This is a genomic window from Promicromonospora citrea (assembly GCF_013004695.1).
GTDB classification, from domain to species: domain Bacteria; phylum Actinomycetota; class Actinomycetes; order Actinomycetales; family Cellulomonadaceae; genus Promicromonospora; species Promicromonospora citrea.
The window spans coordinates 20,142-38,582 of the sequence record NZ_JABEMG010000032.1; the positions used below are offsets into that span (position 1 = coordinate 20,142).

Annotated in this window: 18 protein-coding genes; 9 read left to right on the forward strand and 9 right to left on the reverse strand. The window is 73.4% G+C overall.

What is annotated here, in order from left to right:
• Positions 1-32: 32 nt before the first annotated feature.
• Positions 33-800: a creatininase family protein gene (locus HLB15_RS08760; RefSeq protein ID WP_171104918.1), complete on the reverse strand. Its 768-nt coding sequence runs from the start codon at positions 798-800 to the stop codon at positions 33-35.
• A complete protein-coding gene (locus HLB15_RS08765; protein ID WP_171104919.1) occupies positions 797-1,507 on the reverse strand; it encodes a FadR/GntR family transcriptional regulator in 711 nt (236 codons plus the stop codon). The genes HLB15_RS08760 and HLB15_RS08765 overlap by 4 nt, the downstream gene beginning before the upstream one ends.
• A 75-nt stretch (positions 1,508-1,582) precedes the next feature.
• Here HLB15_RS08765 and HLB15_RS08770 point away from each other — a divergent pair, with 75 nt between their 5' ends.
• The 4 genes from HLB15_RS08770 to HLB15_RS08785 all read left to right on the forward strand — a co-directional run bounded on the left by HLB15_RS08770 (position 1,583) and on the right by HLB15_RS08785 (position 4,942).
• Positions 1,583-1,906: a DUF2277 domain-containing protein gene (locus HLB15_RS08770; protein WP_171104920.1), complete on the forward strand. Its 324-nt coding sequence runs from the start codon at positions 1,583-1,585 to the stop codon at positions 1,904-1,906.
• 124 nt (positions 1,907-2,030) lie between these two features.
• Positions 2,031-3,398, forward strand: coding sequence for a cystathionine beta-synthase (locus HLB15_RS08775; RefSeq protein ID WP_171104921.1), 1,368 nt, complete (start codon positions 2,031-2,033; stop codon positions 3,396-3,398).
• Between the two features lie 31 nt (positions 3,399-3,429).
• Positions 3,430-4,605, forward strand: coding sequence for a cystathionine gamma-synthase (locus HLB15_RS08780; RefSeq protein ID WP_171104922.1), 1,176 nt, complete (start codon positions 3,430-3,432; stop codon positions 4,603-4,605).
• 61 nt (positions 4,606-4,666) lie between these two features.
• On the forward strand, positions 4,667-4,942 hold the full coding sequence (locus tag HLB15_RS08785; RefSeq protein WP_373291090.1) for a hypothetical protein: 276 nt from the start codon (positions 4,667-4,669) through the stop codon (positions 4,940-4,942).
• Positions 4,943-5,029: 87 nt separating this feature from the next.
• Here HLB15_RS08785 and HLB15_RS08790 read toward each other — a convergent pair whose 3' ends face one another.
• A complete protein-coding gene (locus tag HLB15_RS08790; protein WP_171104923.1) occupies positions 5,030-5,272 on the reverse strand; it encodes a hypothetical protein in 243 nt (80 codons plus the stop codon).
• Positions 5,273-5,425: 153 nt separating this feature from the next.
• Here HLB15_RS08790 and glgX point away from each other — a divergent pair, with 153 nt between their 5' ends.
• Positions 5,426-7,564 carry a glycogen debranching protein GlgX gene (gene glgX / locus HLB15_RS08795; protein WP_171104924.1) on the forward strand — a complete coding sequence of 713 codons (2,139 nt, stop codon included), beginning with the start codon at positions 5,426-5,428 and terminating at the stop codon, positions 7,562-7,564.
• Between the two features lie 70 nt (positions 7,565-7,634).
• Entirely contained in the window at positions 7,635-9,419 is a 1,785-nt protein-coding gene (locus HLB15_RS08800) for an alpha-amylase family protein (RefSeq protein ID WP_171104925.1), read from the forward strand.
• 35 nt (positions 9,420-9,454) lie between these two features.
• Here HLB15_RS08800 and zapE read toward each other — a convergent pair whose 3' ends face one another.
• The 6 genes from zapE to gnd form a co-directional block, all read right to left on the reverse strand.
• On the reverse strand, positions 9,455-10,516 hold the full coding sequence (zapE, locus tag HLB15_RS08805; protein ID WP_171104926.1) for a cell division protein ZapE: 1,062 nt from the start codon (positions 10,514-10,516) through the stop codon (positions 9,455-9,457).
• Between the two features lie 53 nt (positions 10,517-10,569).
• Positions 10,570-11,232, reverse strand: coding sequence for an NAD-dependent epimerase/dehydratase family protein (locus HLB15_RS08810; RefSeq protein WP_171104927.1), 663 nt, complete (start codon positions 11,230-11,232; stop codon positions 10,570-10,572).
• A 14-nt stretch (positions 11,233-11,246) separates the two neighbouring features.
• Positions 11,247-11,669, reverse strand: coding sequence for a DUF805 domain-containing protein (locus HLB15_RS08815; protein WP_171104928.1), 423 nt, complete (start codon positions 11,667-11,669; stop codon positions 11,247-11,249).
• 11 nt (positions 11,670-11,680) lie between these two features.
• Positions 11,681-12,142: a DUF805 domain-containing protein gene (locus HLB15_RS08820; protein ID WP_171104929.1), complete on the reverse strand. Its 462-nt coding sequence runs from the start codon at positions 12,140-12,142 to the stop codon at positions 11,681-11,683.
• 187 nt (positions 12,143-12,329) lie between these two features.
• The gene (locus HLB15_RS08825) at positions 12,330-13,625 is read right to left on the reverse strand and encodes a carboxylate--amine ligase (RefSeq protein ID WP_229785265.1); all 1,296 of its coding nucleotides are present in this window, start codon (positions 13,623-13,625) and stop codon (positions 12,330-12,332) included.
• Positions 13,622-15,058 (reverse strand): NADP-dependent phosphogluconate dehydrogenase, encoded by a 1,437-nt coding sequence (gene gnd / locus HLB15_RS08830; RefSeq protein ID WP_171104930.1) that lies wholly within the window; start codon positions 15,056-15,058, stop codon positions 13,622-13,624. Before gnd ends, HLB15_RS08825 begins: the two co-directional genes overlap by 4 nt.
• 164 nt (positions 15,059-15,222) lie before the next feature.
• On the opposite strand from gnd, the gene HLB15_RS08835 reads away from it, so the two are divergent.
• From HLB15_RS08835 to HLB15_RS08845, 3 genes are read left to right on the forward strand one after another with little or no spacing between them, the layout of a single operon-like run.
• The gene (locus HLB15_RS08835) at positions 15,223-15,909 is read left to right on the forward strand and encodes a DUF3000 domain-containing protein (protein ID WP_171104931.1); all 687 of its coding nucleotides are present in this window, start codon (positions 15,223-15,225) and stop codon (positions 15,907-15,909) included.
• The gene (locus HLB15_RS08840; protein ID WP_171104932.1) at positions 15,906-17,234 is read left to right on the forward strand and encodes an HRDC domain-containing protein; all 1,329 of its coding nucleotides are present in this window, start codon (positions 15,906-15,908) and stop codon (positions 17,232-17,234) included. The genes HLB15_RS08835 and HLB15_RS08840 overlap by 4 nt, the downstream gene beginning before the upstream one ends.
• A 33-nt stretch (positions 17,235-17,267) precedes the next feature.
• Positions 17,268-18,320, forward strand: a complete 1,053-nt coding sequence (locus HLB15_RS08845) for a lipid II:glycine glycyltransferase FemX (RefSeq protein ID WP_171104933.1) — start codon at positions 17,268-17,270, stop codon at positions 18,318-18,320.
• The last annotated feature ends 121 nt before the right edge of the window (positions 18,321-18,441 follow it).

An 18,441-nucleotide genomic window follows, 5' to 3' on the forward strand; every position in this document is an offset into this window, starting at 1 on the left:
GTGCGTGGTACGGGGTCGGGTGCGGGTCGCGGTCAGGCGGCCGGCCACTCCTCGAGGAAGGCCGTGATCCGGTCGACGATCGCCGTGACGATCGCCGCGCCGTCCTCGGCGGTGGCCCGGCGGGGGTCGCCGAGCACGCCGTTGGCGCTGAGCCGGTCGTACGGGAGGGTGAGCGTGGGCTGCGCGTGGTGCCGCGCGGCCCGGGAGACGTCGTCGAGCTGGTCGGGGGTCGTGGTGCCGGGCTCGAGCCGGTCGGTGTGCACCAGGTGCGGTGCGAGGTGGAGCATCTGCGCGGTCTCCGCCTCGCCCGAGTGCCCGTGGACGGGGCTCGGGTCGAGAGCGGCCACCGCGTCGCCCGCGAGCGAGGTGAGCGGCGACCACGCCAGCTGGACGCCGGGGTGGCTGACCAGCAGGTCCTGGGCGACGGTCGTGAGGGCCGCGTTGTTGCCCCCGTGGCCCGTCACGACGAGGAACCGCGTCCAGCCGTGCCGGTGCAGGCTGGTCACGTACTCGCGCACGACGGCGGCGAACGTCGTCGTGGTCAGGGTGATCGTGCCGGGGAACACCATGTGGTGCGGTGAGACACCGACGGGGACCGACGGGCCGACCACGACGCGGCCCGCGAGCCGCTCGGCGACCCGCCCGACCACGGCCTCGGCCCGCACGAGGTCGGTGCCGAGCGCCATGCCGGGGCCGTGCTGCTCGAGCGCCCCGGCGGGCACGACCACGACCGTGCCGCGCGCCGCCGCGTCGGCCGCCTCGTGGGTCGTCATCTCGGCGAGGCGGTACGGCGCGCTCATGGCGCGGCCTCCTCGTCCGTGCCGTCGACGTCCCCGAAGTCGGCGGTCTCCAGGGAGGCACGGATCGTCGTGAGGTGCTCGCGCGTCAGGCGCTCCGCGGCCGCGGCGTCGCCGTCGCGCACGGCGGCCAGGATGTCGCGGTGCTCCGCGTGGTCGCGCTGCCGGTCGTCGTACCGGAACCGGATCTCGGTCTGCTCGTCGGCGCGCACGTGCAGCAGCGCCTCGAGCGTCTCCCGCAGGAGCCCGTTGCCCGACGCCGCGGCCAGCTCGACGTGGAAGTTCAGGGCCGGCCGGTGGCCGTGCACCGGCGGCTCGAGCGCCGTCGCCGTCGCGGCCTCGAGACGCTGCAGCGCGGCGGCGTCGCGGGCGCTCGCGGCCAGGGCGGCGATGCCGGGCTCGATGACGAGGCGGGCCTCGGCCAGCTCGATCACCGAGCGCCGCGTGATGCGCGGGCGGTGCGGGTTGGCGAGCACCGTCCGCTCGATCCCCGGGCCGATGTAGGTGCCCGAGCCGTGCCGCAGCTCGACCACACCCGTCGCCTCGAGGCGCCGCAGCGCCTCGCGGACCGTGGGCGTGGTGACGGCGAACCGCTTGGCGAGGTCGCGCGACGACTCCAGCGCGTCGCCGGGTCCGAGGCTCTCGGAACGGATGAGCCGCACGATGTCGTCGGCGAGCTGCTCCGAGAACGATGCTCTGCTCTGAGTCATAAAGTGACTAAATCACTTAGTCGCACGAGTCGTCAAGGCCGCCCGGGGCCGCGGCGGGCGGCGTACCGTCGAGGTATGTGCCGGAACATCACCACGCTGCGCGGGCTCGAGCCCGCCGCCACCGACGAGGAGATCACGGCCGCCGCCCTGCAGTTCGTGCGCAAGGTGACGGGTGTGACCAAGGTCAGCGACGCGACGCGCGAGCCCGTGGAACGGGCGACCGCCGAGGTCGCCGACATCGTGACGCGCCTGCTCGACGAGCTGCCGGCGCGCCGCCGTCCGCCCACGAACGTCCCGCCGCTGCGCCGCCCCGAGGTCCAGGCGCGCATCGCGCAGCGGATGAAGGAGCGCGAGGAGCACGAGCGGATGCACGAGCTGGGCATCGCGCACTCGCACTGACGGGGCCGTCCGGCTACAGTGGCGCCGTGCTCACCACGCTCTCCTGTTGCTGTCACTGACCCTTCACCAGGCCGTCAGTCCCCCCGCGCGCGCCGTCGCGCGCACAGAACAGGAAGAGATACAGGTGCAGTACGTCAACTCTGTCGTCGAGCTCGTCGGCAACACCCCCCTGGTCCGGCTCGGCCACGTCACCGAGGGCGTCACCGATGCGACGGTGCTCGTCAAGCTCGAGTACCTCAACCCCGGCGGCTCCTCCAAGGACCGCATCGCGGGCCGCATCATCGACGCGGCCGAGCGTGAGGGCAGGCTCCGGCCCGGCGGCACCATCGTCGAGCCCACCTCGGGCAACACCGGCGTCGGCCTGGCGCTGGTGGCCCAGCAGCGTGGGTACCGCTGCGTGTTCGTGCTGCCGGACAAGGTGGGCGAGGACAAGCGCAACGTCCTCACCGCGTACGGCGCCGAGGTCGTCGTCACGCCCACGGCCGTCGCGCCCGACAGCCCCGAGTCCTACTACTCGGTGAGCGACCGCCTGGTGCGCGAGATCCCGGGCGCCTTCAAGCCCGACCAGTACTCCAACCCCAACGGGCCGCGCTCCCACTACGAGACCACCGGTCCCGAGATCTGGCGGGACACCGAGGGCCGCGTGACCCACTTCGTCGCCGGCGTCGGCACGGGCGGGACCATCACGGGCACCGGCCGGTACCTGCGCGAGGTCTCGGGCGACCGGGTGCGCATCATCGGCGCCGACCCCGAGGGCTCGGTGTACTCCGGCGGCACCGGCAGGCCCTACCTCGTCGAGGGCGTCGGCGAGGACTTCTGGCCCACCGCCTACGACCCGACCGTGCCGCACGAGATCATCGCCGTCAGCGACGCCGAGTCGTTCGCGATGACGCGCCGCCTCGCCCGCGAGGAGGGCATCCTCGTGGGCGGCTCGAGCGGCATGGCCGTCGTCGCGGCCCTCGAGGCGGCGCGCGACCTCACCGCCGACGACGTCGTGGTGGTCCTCCTGCCCGACGGCGGCCGCGGCTACCTGGGCAAGATCTTCAACGACACCTGGATGCGGTCCTACGGGTTCTCCCCCGCCATCGAGGACCACACCGTCGCCGACGTGCTGGCCGCCAAGGCCGACCGCACGCCGCCCGTGCTCTACGTGCACCCGACGGACACGGTGCGCGAGGCGATCGACCGCATGACCCGCAGCGGCGTGTCCCAGCTCCTCGTGCTCACGGCCGAGCCGCCCGTCGTGCTCGGCGAGGTCGCGGGCGCCGTGCACGAGAAGGACCTGCTCGACCGCGTGTTCGCCGGCACGGCGAACCTCTCCGACGAGGTCGGCGGCCTCGTCGGGCGGCCTCTGCCGCTCATCGGCGTCAACGAGCCGGTCGGCGCGCTGCGCGCCGCGCTGGCCGACGAGACCGCGCTGCTGGTCACCGACGGCGGCAAGGCCCTCGGCGTCGTCTCGCGCGCCGACCTGCTCGACTACCTCGCGGTCTGACGGCCGCCGGCTCCCGAAAGAGATCTCTGACATGACCACCCAGCAGAACCGGTTCGACACCCTCGCCATCCACGCCGGCCAGCACCCCGACCCGACCACCGGCGACGCCATCCCCGCCATCCACGTCACCTCCACCTACACGCAGGACGGCATCGGCGGGCTGCGCGGCGGGTACGAGTACTCGCGCGGCGGCAACCCCACGCGCACTGCGCTCGAGGAGCAGCTCGCCGCGATCGAGGGCGGGGCGGCGGGCATCTCGTTCGCCTCGGGCCTCGCCGCGGAGGACGCGCTGCTGCGCGCCGTCGTCTCCCCCGGCGACCACGTGCTGGTGCCGAACGACGTCTACGGCGGCACGCACCGCCTCGTCCGCACGATCCACGGCAAGGCGGGCGTCGCGCACAGCACCGTCGACACGGCCGACCTCGACGCCGTGCGGGCGGCCGTGCGGCCCGAGTCCAGGGTGCTCTGGGTCGAGACGCCGTCGAACCCGCTCATGAAGATCAGCGACATCCCGGCGCTCGCCCAGCTCGCGCACGAGCACGACCTCCTGCTGGTCGTGGACAACACGTTCGCGTCGCCCGCGCTGCAGCGCCCGCTCGACCTCGGGGCCGACGTCGTGGTCCACTCCACGACCAAGTACCTCGGCGGGCACTCCGACGTCGTCGGCGGGGCGGTCGTCGTCGGGCACGGCAGGGACGGGAAGGGCGGCGAGGAGCTCGCCGAGCAGGTGCGGTACGTGCAGTTCGCGGCGGGCGCCGTCTCGAGCCCGTTCGACGCGTTCCTCACCACCCGCGGCATCAAGACGCTGGCCGTACGCATGCAGCGGCACTCCGAGAACGCGCAGGTGCTCGCCGAGCGGCTCGTGCACCACCCCGCCGTCGCGCGCGTGCTGTACCCCGGGCTGCCCGACCACCCCGGCCACAAGGTCGCGGCGCACCAGATGTCGCGGTTCGGCGGCATGATCTCGCTCGACCTGGCCGGCGGCGAGGCCGCGGCGCGCGCGTTCGCCGAGTCGACGCACGTGTTCCTCCTCGCCGAGTCGCTCGGCGGCGTCGAGTCGCTGGTCAACTACCCCAGCGCGATGACCCACGCCTCGGTGCGCGGCACCGAGGCCGAGGTGCCGCCGTCGATCGTGCGGCTGTCCGTGGGGCTCGAGGACGTGACCGACCTCCTGGAGGACGTCGAGCAGGCGCTCGACCGGGTGTGAGCCGGGCCGGCGGCCACCGTTGCCCTCTGGGGCCCGGCCGCGCGCGGTTAGGGTGTGGGGCGTGAGCGAACAGGCACCCGTCAGCGCCGCCATGCACCGGGCCAAGGCCGACGCCCGCGCCTCCCACGTCACCGTGGGACTCGTCCGGAACCTGCCGGGCGACCGCGAGGAGATCGACTGCTCGTGCGGCATGACGCTGACCAACGGGCCGCAGTGGTCGCTGGACGAGCACATCCGGCTGCACCGGGCGGAGGCGCGCTACCTCGCGCTGAGCGCCGTCGCGCCCGCGGGCATGCCACGCCTCATCGCCGTCGACCCGGAGCGCCTGCCGCGCTGAGGCGCGGGCACGCGAGAGCCGGCGCCCGTGCCTCGTCGCACGGGACGCGCACGTCCGCTCAGGGACGTGCCGTGCCCACCCGTCGGGTCAGAGCTCTTCCGGGTCGTCCCAGGAGACCCCGCTGGAGGCTCCCGAGATGGGGTCGAGCTCGCAGCCGGCGAGGTTGCGGGGCGCCTTGGAGACGTCACCGCCCCCGAGCAGGCCGCGGCGGGACGCGGCGCGCCGGACGGCCGGCGGCGCGATGTGGGCGTAGGAGGCGTTGGACTCGTCGACCAGGTCGGTCGGACCGTGCTCGGCGGGTTCGGTGGACTGGGGTTCCCCCGTGATCATGCCCACATGATCGCAGCAACGGCCGTGCGCTCGCATCCGGATCGGCGGGTGACTCGCACGTCCGCACAGATCCCCGCGAAGCCTCCACGCGGGCGCCACGCCCATCACGCACGTCGCCCCGCACGGGAGGCGCGGGGGTGTGATGATCGTTCGATGCAGACCTGGCCTGGGCACCCCTATCCCCTCGGTGCGACGTTCGACGGGACCGGCACCAACTTCGCGCTCTACTCCTCCGTCGCCGAGCGGGTCGAGCTCTGCCTGCTGGCCGACGACGACTCCGAGACCCGCGTCGAGGTCACCGAGACCGACGCCCACGTGTGGCACGTGTACCTGCCCGGCGTCGGCCCGGGGACCCGGTACGGGTACCGCGTGCACGGCCCGTACGACCCGGCGTCGGGCCACCGGTGCAACCCGGCCAAGCTCCTGCTGGACCCCTACGCCAAGGCCGTCGACGGCGACCTGGACGGCGACCCGTCCCTGTTCTCCTACCCGTTCGACGACACCGAGCAGGCCGTCACGGGCACGACCCCGGCCGACGGCGACTCGCGCGGCCACACGATGGTCTCCGTGGTGGTCAACCCGTACTTCGACTGGGGCCACGACCGCCCGCCGGCCACGCCGTACCACGAGTCGGTGATCTACGAGGCGCACGTCAAGGGCCTCACCATGCGCCACCCGGACGTGCCGGAGGAGCTGCGCGGCACGTACGCGGGCCTGGCCCACCCCGCGGTGATCGACCACCTGACCAGCCTCGGTGTCACGGCCATCGAGCTCATGCCGGTGCACCAGTTCGTCACCGACCCGTCGCTGGCCGCGAAGGGCCTGTCCAACTACTGGGGCTACAACACGATCGGCTTCTTCGCGCCGCACAACGGGTACGCGGGCTACGGCCGGCGCGGCGAGCAGGTCATGGAGTTCAAGTCCATGGTGAAGACGATGCACGAGGCGGGCATCGAGGTGCTGCTCGACGTCGTCTACAACCACACCGCCGAGGGCAACCAGCTCGGCCCGACGCTGAGCTTCCGCGGCATCGACAACGCCGCCTACTACCGCCTGGTGGACGGCGACGAGGCGCACTACTTCGACACGACCGGCACGGGCAACTCGCTGCTCATGCGCTCGCCCGCGGTGCTCCAGCTCATCATGGACTCGCTGCGGTACTGGGTGGAGGAGATGCACGTCGACGGCTTCCGCTTCGACCTCGCCGCGACGCTCGCCCGCCAGTTCCACGAGGTGGACCGGCTGAGCGCGTTCTTCGACATCGTGCACCAGGACCCGGTCATCTCCCAGGTCAAGCTCATCGCGGAGCCGTGGGACCTGGGCGACGGCGGCTACCAGGTGGGCGGTTTCCCGCCGCTGTGGACCGAGTGGAACGGCCGCTACCGCGACACCGTGCGCGACTTCTGGCGCGGCGAGCCCGCGACGCTCCCGGAGTTCGCCTCCCGCCTGACCGGCTCGAGCGACCTCTACGAGCACACGGGCCGGTTCCCCAGCGCGTCCATCAACTTCGTCACGGCGCACGACGGGTTCACGCTCGCCGACCTGACGGCCTACAACGAGAAGCACAACGAGGCCAACGGCGAGGACAACAACGACGGCGAGAGCTTCAACCGGTCCTGGAACTGCGGCGTCGAGGGGCCGACGGACGACCCCGAGGTGCGCGAGCTGCGCGCCCGCCAGCGCCGCAACCTGCTCGTCACGCTCCTGCTCAGCCAGGGCGTGCCGATGATCGCGCACGGCGACGAGCTGGGCCGCACGCAGGACGGCAACAACAACGTCTACTGCCAGGACAACGAGCTGTCGTGGGTGGACTGGGACCTCGACGACGAGCGCGCCGCGCTGCTGGAGTTCGCCCGACAGGCCGTCCGCCTGCGCCGCGAGCACCCGGTGCTGCACCGGCGCCGCTTCTTCGAGGGCCGCTCCCCCGGGGACGACTCCGACCGGCCCGCCGACATCGAGTGGCTCGACCTCACCGGCGCGCGCATGGACGACACGGACTGGAACCAGTCCTACGCGCGCACCGTCGCCGTCTACCTGGGCGGGGACGAGATCACCGAGAAGGACAGGCGGGGCGAGCCGGTCGTCGACGACTCCTTCCTGCTGCTGCTCAACGCCCACTCCGAGAAGCTGGACTTCACGTTGCCGTCGGCCGCGTACGGGGCCGAGTGGACGGTCGTGCTCGACACCGACGGCAACGCCGAGCCCGGCACGGTGCTGCAGGCAGGCGCCGGGCTGCCGGTGACCGCGCACAGCGTGGTGGTGCTGACCCGCCCATCCGGGTCGGCGGGCTAGGCTGTCCGCCGTGACCGGACCGAGGAGTGGAACCGGAGGAACCACACCACCGCCCCGACCTGGGCCTGACATGCCTGTTCCCGGGCCCAGACCGGTGGTGTGGGCCCCGCGCGCCCGCGTCATCGAGGTGCTCGTCCCGTACGACGCGTACGAGGAGCCGGAGCACATGCCGCTGCGCCTCGTGGGCGCGGGCCAGCCCGGCTACTGGGGCGCCGACACCGTGCTCGGCCACGGGACCGACTACGGCTACTCGGTGGACGGCGGGCCGCTGCTGCCCGACCCGCGCAGCGTCTGGCTCCCGCAGGGCATCCACGGTCCGACGCGCGTGTTCGACCCCGCCTTCGAGTGGACCGACGGCACGTGGTCGCCGCCCGACCTGTCGACGAGCGTGCTCATGCACGTCGACGTCGAGACGTTCACCCCCGAGGGCACGCTCGACGCGGCCGCGCGCCTGCTCCCGGCCGTCGCGGAGCTCGGCGTCCACGGCGTCGAGCTCGCGCCCGTCGCGGCGTTCGACCCGGCGCTGGGTCCGTCGCACGGCGTGCGGCTCTACTCGGTGCACGAGCCCTACGGCGGGCCGCGCGCCCTCCAGCGCTTCGTGGACGCGGCGCACGCCGCCGGCCTCGCCGTCGTGCTCGACATCCCGTACCGCTGGGCGGTGGCCGACGAGCTCGGCCTCGAGGCGTACGGCCCCTACCTCCAGGGCGGCGGGCGCCCGCGCCCGCCCCGACCGGACGTCGGCGACGCGGGCGAGCACGCGCTCCAGGCGATGCGGCCCCGCACCGGCCAGGTGCCGCTGGACCGCCCGCGCACGGGCCCGATCCAGATGCGCACCGGTCAGGTGCCGAGCATCGGCACGCGGGCCGGCAAGGTGCCGTCCGCACCGACCGTGCGGACCGACTACGTGGGCGACCGCATCAACCTCGACGGCAGCGGCAGCCGCGGCCCGCGGGACTTCCTCGTGGACGACGCGCGGCACTGGCTGCGCGAGTACCACGTCGACGGCCTGGTGCTCGACGTCGACGCGCTCGTCGACCGCTCCCCCACCCCGTTCCTCGGCGAGCTCGCCGACCACGTGGTGGCCCTGGGCGAGCAGCTCGACCGGCGGTTCAGCCTCCTCGTGGACGGCCCCGGGCGCAGCGACCGGCTCACGTCGATCCTGCTGCGCATCCTGTCCGGCCCCGGCAAGTCCGAGGACATCCAGGCGCTGCAGATGCTCGCCGACCTCGTGCACCCCTCGGTGCGGCGCGCGAGCAGGCAGAACGGCGGCGGGCGCCGCCGGATGCGCTCGGGCGCGGCCGTGGTCGAGGACATCACCCGCCTGCCCGCCACGCAGCTCACCGTCCCGTGGGCGGGCGAGGAGAGCCCGGCGACGGCGCTCCTGGCCGTGGACGACGTCGACATCCGGGCGAGCGTGCTGGCGACCGTGGTGCTCGCGGGCAACCCGCTCGTGCTCGACACCGTGCACACCCCCGTGGCGCCCCGCAACGAGAGCGAGCAGCGCCTGGCGCGCTGGGCGCGCGAGCTCATCGCGATCCGGCACAGCGTCGCCGAGGAGCTGGACCTGCCGCTGGAGATCCGCTCGACGGCCGACCGGTCGGTGATCGTGGTGCTGCGCGGCACGCTGGCGTTCGTGCTCAACACCGGGCACGGTCTGGCGGCCCTCCGCCTCGGCAGCCTGCTGCGGCCGGCCGACGGCGCGGTCCAGGCCCCGCTGCCGGGCTCGTTCCGCCTCGCCGCGGCGTGGGAGCCGGGCGCGACCCGCCTCGTGGGCGACACGCTCACGGTGCCGCCGCGCATGACGGCGGTGCTCCGCGCGGAGAACCCGACGCACCCCACGACGCGCCGCCGCTGACCCCTCCGCCCGGCGGGTGGGTCAGGGGTGGGCGGTCACGGGCGGGGCGTGAGGAGGGTGCGGCCCTCCTCGGCGAGCGCGCCCAGGCGGGACAGCGCCCGGAAGTACTTCTTGCGGTAGCCGCCCGCGAGCATCTCCGGGGTGAACAGGCCGCTGGTGTCGCCCTCGCCGCCCAGGAGCACCGGCACGTCGCGGTCGTAGAGGCGGTCGACGAGCACGACGAGGCGCAGCGCGACGGCCTGGGCCTCGACCGGGCGCACCCCGGTGAGGGCGACGAGGGTGACGCCGTCGAGCAGCGCGCCGTAGCGGCTGGGGTGCACCGTCGCGAGGTGGTCGAGCAGGTCGTCGAAGGCGTCGAGCGTGGCACCGGGGTGCGCGGCCGCCGCGGCGACGACGTCGGCCTCGGACAGCGGCTCGGAGTCGGTGACGACGTCGCGGTGCCGGTAGTCCTCGCCGTCCACGCGCAGGGTCTCGAAGCGGTCGGAGAGCGCCTTGATCTCGCGCTGGAAGTCCTGGGCGGCGAACCGGCCCTCGCCGAGCGCGTCCGGCAGCGTGTTCGACGTCGCGGCGAGCGCGACGCCGCGGTCGGCGAGCTCGCGCATGAGACGGGACATCAGCGTGGTGTCGCCGGCGTCGTCGAGCTCGAACTCGTCGATGCAGACGAGCTTCTTGGCGCCCAGGGCCTCGACCGTCTGGTGGAAGCCGAGGGCCCCCACGAGGTTGGTGTACTCGACGAAGGTGCCGTACGCGACGGCGTCGGCCCCGAGCTCCTCGGCGACGGCGTGGGCGAGCGAGGTGAGCAGGTGGGTCTTGCCGACGCCGAAGCCGCCGTCGAGGTAGACCGCCGGTGCCGTCCTCCGGCGGCTGAACAGGCCGCGCCGCGGCGCGGCGACCTGCTGGGCGATCTCCTGCAGCCGGTCCAGCGCGCGGGCCTGGCTCGGGTGCGCGGGGTTGGCGCGGTAGGTCGCGAAGCGGGCCTGCGCGAAGTGCCGCGGGGGCACGAGGTCGGTGACGAGCCGGTCGACGGGGACCTGGGGCCGGACCGCGCTGAGGGCGGTCGTCGTGGTCGGGGTGTCGGTGGTGGAGGGGGCTGTCACGAGGCAGAAGATTACCGGCGGCGCGCCGCCCGGGACCCCTCAGGAGAGCAACGTCACACGTGCACGACGGCGGGCGCCGTCGGCTGGTCGAGCACCGCTCCCAGGGCGCTGACCACCTGTGCCGGGGTCCTGGTCTGCGCGGGGTCGGCGTTGCGGTCGTCCCCGTCGACGGCGTGGTCGACGACGACCTCGTGGAACCGGACCGACGCCGCGTCCGGGCGGGTGGCCTCGAGCCGCAGCACCTGGACGAGCATGGCGAGCCCCGCCCCCGTGACGCAGACCGCGCCGGAGCCGGCCATGGGCTCGCGCGAGGCGGCGCCGTTGAGCACGACGTACGGGTCACCGGGAGCCAGCAGCGGCACGAGCGCCCGGGCGGCGTCGAGGTGCGCGGTGAGGTGGGAGGCCAGCGTGGCCGTCCACTCGTCGGGGTCGGAGTCGAGCAGCGGTGCGCCGAGCTGCCACCCGCCGATCGATGCGACGACCGCGCCGGGCAGCGGGACGCCCGCGCTCGCGCAGGCGTCCCGCACGGCCTGCCGCAGCGTGTCCGGTCCCGTGTAGCGCACGGGCACGACGCCGTTTTGCACCGCGGCGTGCGCGGGCAGCCCGTGGCGGGAGGCGGCGAGCACGCCGCGTCCGCCGGCAGCCAGGCCGCGCACGACCCGGCTGCCGACGAACCCGCTCGCCCCGACGACGAGGACGGGACGGTCGTCTGTCATGGCCTCAGGCTAGGTCAGCCGGCGACCGGCTGCTGCACGGCGCGGGGGTCCGGGCCGTAGCGGTTGGGGCCGGGCTCGCCCGGCAGCGCGAGCAGCACGAGGACGATGATCGAGCCCACGAACGGCACGAGGATCAGCAGGTAGAGCCACCCCGACTTCCCCGTGTCGTGCAGGCGACGCACCGCCGCGGCGATGACCGGCACGAGCGTGCCGAACATGATGATCGCCACGAGCGCGGAGCCGATCGACCCCAGCACGCCGGGCTCCTGCGTGACGGGGTCCATCGTCGCGAGGGCCGGGACGAGGAGCGCCACGAAGATGACGGCGTTCACGATCGCGAGGCCGAGGACGAAGTACCAGTACTCGGACGCGCGGGCGCGCCCGCTGAAGGTGCCGTACTTGCGCAGGCAGGTCGTGACGGCCTCGATCAGGGACATCTGCCGCCCTCTCAGACGGTGGCGGGCTGCTGGGCAGCCTTCGGGTCGGGGCCGTACTGGTTCGGGCCGGGCGTGCCCGCCGTGGCCTCCCAGACGATGAGGATGATCGCGCCGACGACCGGGACCAGCCCGAGGAAGACCCAGAAGCCCGAGCGGCCGGTGTCGTGCAGTCGGCGGACGGTCACGCCGAGGCTCGGCAGGAGCAGGGCCAGCGCGAAGATCGAGGTGACGGCGTAGCCGACCATCAGGGAGCCGGGCATGGCGGGCAGGGGCGCGGCCGGGTCGCCGGCCATCGACCACTCCATGGTGGCGGTGAGGTAGGCGGTGTAGCCCGGCAGGACGAGGACCGCGTAGAGGACTGCCGAGACGATCGCGTACGCCAGGGTGTACCACCAGTACTCGGAGCGGCGCGCACGGCCGGAGAAGACCGCGTACTTCGACAGGACGGTCCGGATGGACTCGATGAACGACATCAGGGATGAAGCCTCTCTCACGTTTTAGGCCGGAAATATCCGGCAAGTGCGCACACAGTGTCCCGATGCTTCACCGTCCGCACAAGCGAGATCACGGGGTAGAGCTCCCCATGGGCGAAAAGCGGACGCCCGGACCGCCGAGCGGTCCGGGCGTCCGGTGGGAACGCGCCCCGAGATCGGTGCGGGGTCAGTGCCCCGTCGAGGTCGGCTCCGGGTAGTACTGCGCGTACTTGCGGCGGTAGTTCTGCGTGATCGCCTCGACGATGAGCCGGCGCTTCAGTCCGGAGTCACGGTCGTACTTCAGCGGGTTCACCACGGCGCCGCTCGCCTTGAGCGCCTTGAGCCGGGCCTTGAGCTCCGGGTCCAGCACGTACTTCGACAGCAGGCCGTACGGCACCACCGAGTACAGCACCTCGCGCACGGCGTGCACGGGGCGGATCGGGCGACGCAGCACCCAGTCCTCCACGAGCACGCGGGCCACGTTCGCCCCGCCCGCCGTCACGTAGTAGTTGTTGCGCCCGATGCGCGGGTTCACCTCGAAGTACACGTGCTCGCCCGTCCGGGGGTCGAGCTTGTAGTCGAAGTTCGCGAAACCCACGTAGCCGGTCTCGTCGAGGAACCGGGTCGCCGCGTCCATGGCGTCGTCGTACGGCTCCACCAGGATCGCGGCCGGGATGCCGAGCGTGCCCGGCGTGTGCTCCTCCAGGAGCACCCGGCCCGTGGCCAGCAGCGTGACGGCGCCCGACGTGTCGCGGTACGCGGTCAGCGAGCGCATCTGCGTCTCGTCGCCCGGGATGAACTCCTGCACCAGGAACGTGCCGGGGAAGCCCGCGTCCACGAGGTGGCCCAGCAGCTCGTCCAGCGCGGCGCGCGTGTCGAGGTGGTGGATCTTCGCCTTGCCGGGGAAGTCCACGTAGTACCACTCGGCACTGTTGGACGGCTTGCCGACCACGGGGAACTGGAGGTCGACCTCCAGCCCCGCGATCGCGGAGCGGCCGCCGTCGGCCACCAGCTTGGCGACGTCGACGGCCACCGTGCGCGGCGTCGGGATGCCGAGCCGGTCGCAGACCTCCGCGAACCCCTCCTTGCTGCTCACCTGCTCCAGCACCGGGAGCGACGGGTACGGCGTCACGTAGCCCGCCGCCTCCAGCCGCTCCCGGTTCAGGATCACGGTGCGCACGTGCCAGTCGGCGTTCGTCAGCAGGACCAGCACCTTGTCCCGGTGCTGCTGGGCGATGCCCTCGAGGGTGGACAGGAACACGTCCACCTCGTCGATGCCCGGCACGACCACGTTCTCGGCGATCGCCGAGTCCTGCATCGCGCGCGTCGCCACCTTGGACAGCACGATCGCGCGCGTGCCGTACTGCTCGTGGAACGCCCGCACCAGCGCGTACATGCCGACGTCGCCGCCGACCCCTACCACCAGCATCTCCGGGGCGGGCTCCCCGCCGCCGGACCCCTGCTCCGCGGGGAGACCGCTCACGCCTCGGCCTCCGTGCGGTCGCCGGACCACTCGGTGTGGAACGTGCCCTCGCGGTCGACCCGCTTGTAGGTGTGCGCACCGAAGAAGTCACGCTGCGCCTGCACCAGGGCGGCGGGCAGCCGCTCGGCGCGGACGCCGTCGTAGTACGCGAGCGAGGACGAGAACGCGGGCGTCGGCACGCCGTTCTGGGCCGCACCGGCCACGACCCGGCGCCACGCGGGCAGACCGCTCGCGACCGCGTCGGTGAAGTACTCGTCCGCGAGCAGCAGCGGCAGGTCCGCCGCGCGCTCGTAGGCCTCCGTGATCCGGTTCAGGAAGCGGGCGCGGATGATGCAGCCACCGCGCCAGATGCGGGCCATCGCACCGCGATCGATGTCCCAGCCGTACTCGGCCGCTGCCGCGGCGATCTGGTCGAAGCCCTGCGAGTACGCGACGACCTTCGAGGCGTACAGGGCCTGGCGCACGTCCTCGATGAACGCGTCCCGGTCCTTCACCTCCCACTGCGCGGCATGGGCAGGCAGGACGGCGCGCGCGGCCTCGCGCTGCGGCACCGAGCCGGACAGCGCGCGGGCGAACGTCGCCTCCGCGATGCCCGTGATCGGCACGCCGAGGTCCAGGCCGTTCTGCACGGTCCAGCGGCCGGTGCCCTTCTGCTCCGCCTGGTCGAGGATGATGTCGACGAAGGCCTTGCCGGTGTCCGCGTCGGTGTGCTTGAGGACGTCGGCCGTGATCTCGATGAGGAACGACTCGAGGTCACCCGTGTTCCACTGCGCGAAGATCTCGCCGATCTCCGCCGCCGAGGCACCCAGCCCCTGGCGCAGCAGGTCGTACGCCTCGGCGATGAGCTGCATGTCGGCGTACTCGATGCCGTTGTGGACCATCTTCACGAAGTGGCCGGCGCCGTCGGAGCCCACGTGCGTGCAGCACGGCACACCGTCCACCTTCGCGGAGATCTCCTCCAGGATCGGGCCCAGCGAGGCGTACGCCTCCGCGGTGCCGCCCGGCATGATGGACGGGCCGTTCAGCGCGCCCTCCTCGCCGCCCGAGACACCGGTCCCCACGAAGTGCAGGCCGCGCTCGCGCAGGGCCGCCTCACGCCGGATCGTGTCCGGGAAGTGCGCGTTGCCCGCGTCGACGACGATGTCGCCCTCCTCGAGCAGCGGCACGAGCTCGTCGATGACGGCGTCCGTCGGGCCACCGGCCTTGACCATGATGACGACCTTGCGCGGCCGCTCGAGCGAGGCGACGAAGTCCGCCATCGACTCGCTGGGCACGAAGGTGCCCTCGTCGCCGTGCTCCTCGACGAGGGACTGCGTGCGGGCGTACGAGCGGTTGTGGACGGCCACGGTGTAGCCGTGACGTGCGAAGTTCCGCGCGAGGTTGCGACCCATCACCGCCAGCCCGGTGACGCCGATCTGTGCTGTGCCTGACACGTTCTTGCTCCTTCTGCAGTGGGAACCGGGCCGGCCCACGCACGGCGCGCCGTGACCCGCAGCCAGCCTAGTCGCGCACGCGAACACGCGGCGACGCAGGTCACGATCCGGCCACCTCCGCGCGCCTGCTCCGCCCGCTCGTCCGGCGGACGTACGGTGAGAGGGTGACCAGCGGCCCGCCCTCCGGCGTCCCCGTCGAGTTCGCAGCGGCGCTCGCCGACCTGCGGCACCAGGCCCTGCGCACCGAGGTGCGCCTCACGGAGATCCCGGCGCCCCGCCGCGTCGCGCCGTTCAGCGCGGCGCTCGCGGGGGACGTGCTGTCGGGTGGTTCGCCGGGTGGTTCGCCGGGCGGGGCGACCGGCACGGCGGGCCTCGCCGACGAGCACGACCACGCCGACGAGCCGCTCGCGACCGGCCGGTTCGTCGTGCTGCACGACCCAGCGGGCCAGGAGGCCTGGCACGGCACGTTCCGCGTCGTGACGCTCGTGCGGGCGACGCTCGAGCCCGAGATGGCCGCCGACCCCCTGCTGGCCGACGTCGCCTGGTCCTGGGTCGGCGAGTGCCTCCGGTCGGTCGGGCTCGAGCCCGGCGCCGGCACCGTCGCGGAGGGCGGGACGGTCACGCGCGTGCTGTCGCAGAGCTACGGCGCGCTGGACGGCACGCCCGACGCCGTCGACCTGGAGGTCCGCGCGTCGTGGACGCCGCTCGACACCCACCTCGGCACGCACCTGCGCGCCTGGGCCGCCCTGCTCGGCATGGCCGCGGGCGTCCCTCCGCTGCCCGACGGCGTCGCGGCTCTCACCAGGCGTTTTTCCGACCGTTCGAGGCAACGCCATACGGTAGGCCCATGACGACGACGGAGCGAGGAGTCCCCACGGAGACATCGACGCCCGTGCCGCCACCCGTCACACCGCTCACCGAGCCCGCCGACGGCCTGCCCGACGTCGTGGCCACCCCGAGCGCGTTCGCCCGCGTCGTCGAGGCGTTCGGCAACGGCTCGGGGCCGGTGGCCGGCGACGCCGAGCGCGCCTCCGGGTACCGGTACGGCCAGGCGACCTACCTGGTGCAGCTGCGCCGCGCCGGGGCGGGCACCGCGCTCGTCGACCCCGTCGCCGTGCCCGACCTGTCGCCCCTCGGCGAGGCGGTCGGCGACGCCGAGTTCGTGCTGCACGCCGCGTCGCAGGACCTGCCCGGCTTCGCCGCCCACGGCCTGCGCCCGGCGAAGATCTTCGACACCGAGCTCGCCGCGCGCCTGCTCGGCATGGAGCGCGTGGGACTGGCCGCCGTCGTCGCCGAGGTGCTCGGTCTGGGGCTCGCCAAGGAGCACTCGGCCGTCGACTGGTCGACGCGGCCCCTGCCCGAGGACTGGCTGCGGTACGCCGCGCTCGACGTCGAGGTCCTGGTCGAGCTGCGCGACCGGCTCGCCGAGCGGCTCGAGGCCGCGGGCAAGGCCGAGTGGGCGGCGCAGGAGTTCGAGGCGGTGCGCACGGCTCCCCCGCCGCCGCCGCGCGTCGATCCGTGGCGCCGCACCTCCGGCATGCACGTGCTGCGCAACCCGCGCCAGGTGGCCGCCGTCCGCTCGCTGTGGCTCGCGCGCGACGCGAGCGCCCGCGCCCGCGACGTGTCACCGGGCCGGGTGCTGCCCGACCGCGCGATCGTCGCGGCGGCCAAGGCCATGCCGCGCACGGCGGGTCAGCTCGTGACGCTCCAGGAGTTCGGCGGCAAGGGCATCAAGCGGCGCGCCGCCTACTGGCAGCGCGCCATCGACGAGGCGCGCGCCCTGCCGGAGTCGGAGCTGCCGTCGGTGCGCGGCCCGCGGTCCGACGGGCCTCCGCCGCCCCGCACCTGGGGCGACAGGGACCCCGAGGCCGCGCGGCGGCTCGCGCTGTCCCGCGAGCTCGTCACGGCGCTGTCGGAGGAGCTCAGCGTGCCCGTCGAGAACCTGCTGCAGCCCGACGCGCTGCGCCGCCTGTGCTGGACCCCGCCCGCGCCGGCCTCGGTCGACGCCGTCGCGGAGTTCCTGCGCGGCCGCGGGGCGCGCGAGTGGCAGATCGGGCTGCTCGCGGAGAAGCTCGCGGGCGCGTTCGCCGACGCGGCGGCCGGGCGCACGCCGACGGAGCCGTCGGCCGGGTCACCTGCTGAGTCACCCGGCGAGTCACCTGCCGACCCGGTGTGAACGCGGGGCCCGCACCCCAGTAGAGTCGTCCCCATGCCAGCCCTGTCGGAGCCCATCACGCTCGCCGTCGATCTCGTCACCGATCCTTCGACCTGGGACCGTGAGGTCCTGGCCCTGGGTGGGCACCCGCTCCAGCTCTGGGGCTGGGGCGAGGTCAAGGCGGCGGGCGCCTGGAAGGCGCACCGCCTGCGCGTGACCGAGGACGGTCAGACGGTCGGGCTCGCCCAGCTCCTGGTACGCCCGCTGCCCGCCCAGTTCCGCGCGCTGTCGTACGTGCCGCGCGGCCCGGTCGTGGCGCACCACGACGGCGAGACGGCGCAGGCCGTCTTCGGGGTGGGCGACACCGCGACCCGTAACGCGGTGACCAACACCGTGGTGCAGTGGGCGCGGGAGAACGTGGGCGGTGTCGGCATCACGATCGAGCCCGACTGGCCCGCGGGCACGCAGCTCGACCTGGCCGGGCGCCGGGTGGCGGCGAACCACGTGCTCATCCCGAGCACGCTCGTGCTGGACCTCACGAAGTCGCCCGACGAGCTGCTCGCGGACATGCGCAAGTCGACCCGCTACGAGATCCGCAAGGGGGCGCGGTCGGGGCTGGACATCCGCCGCGTGACGGACGAGGCGGAGGTGCTGCGGGTGCTCGACGTCTACAAGGAGACGGCCGAGCGCGCCGGGTTCGCGATCCACCACGACAAGTACTACCTCGACATCCACCGCGAGCTCGGCGACCGGTCGGTGCTCGTGGCGACCTACCTCGACGACGCACCGGTGACGTTCGCGTGGTGCGTGAACTCCGCCTCGACGTCGTTCCTGCTGTACGGCGGCGGCACCGACGCGGGCCGCAAGGCCACGGCCACGGCGCCGACCTACTGGCGCACGATCGAGATCGCCCAGGAGCAGGGGCTCGTGCGCTATGACATGAACGGGCTGCTCAACGACGGGATCAGCGAGTTCAAGAAGAGCTTTGCCAAGCACACCGACGAGCTGGTGGGCTCGATCGACGTCGCGTTCTCGCGCTGGTACACGACGTGGAACACGGCGCTCCCGACGGCGAAGAAGGTCGTGCGCAAGCTCCGCCGCGGCTGACGGTCGCCGGGACCGGTCGCGGGCCCGCACCTGATCGTTTTCGAGACCGACGTCGCTGTGCCGGATGTGCTCGACGTCGTTGCCGCCCTCGGCGAGGACGCCGCCGATGGCGGTCCCCATC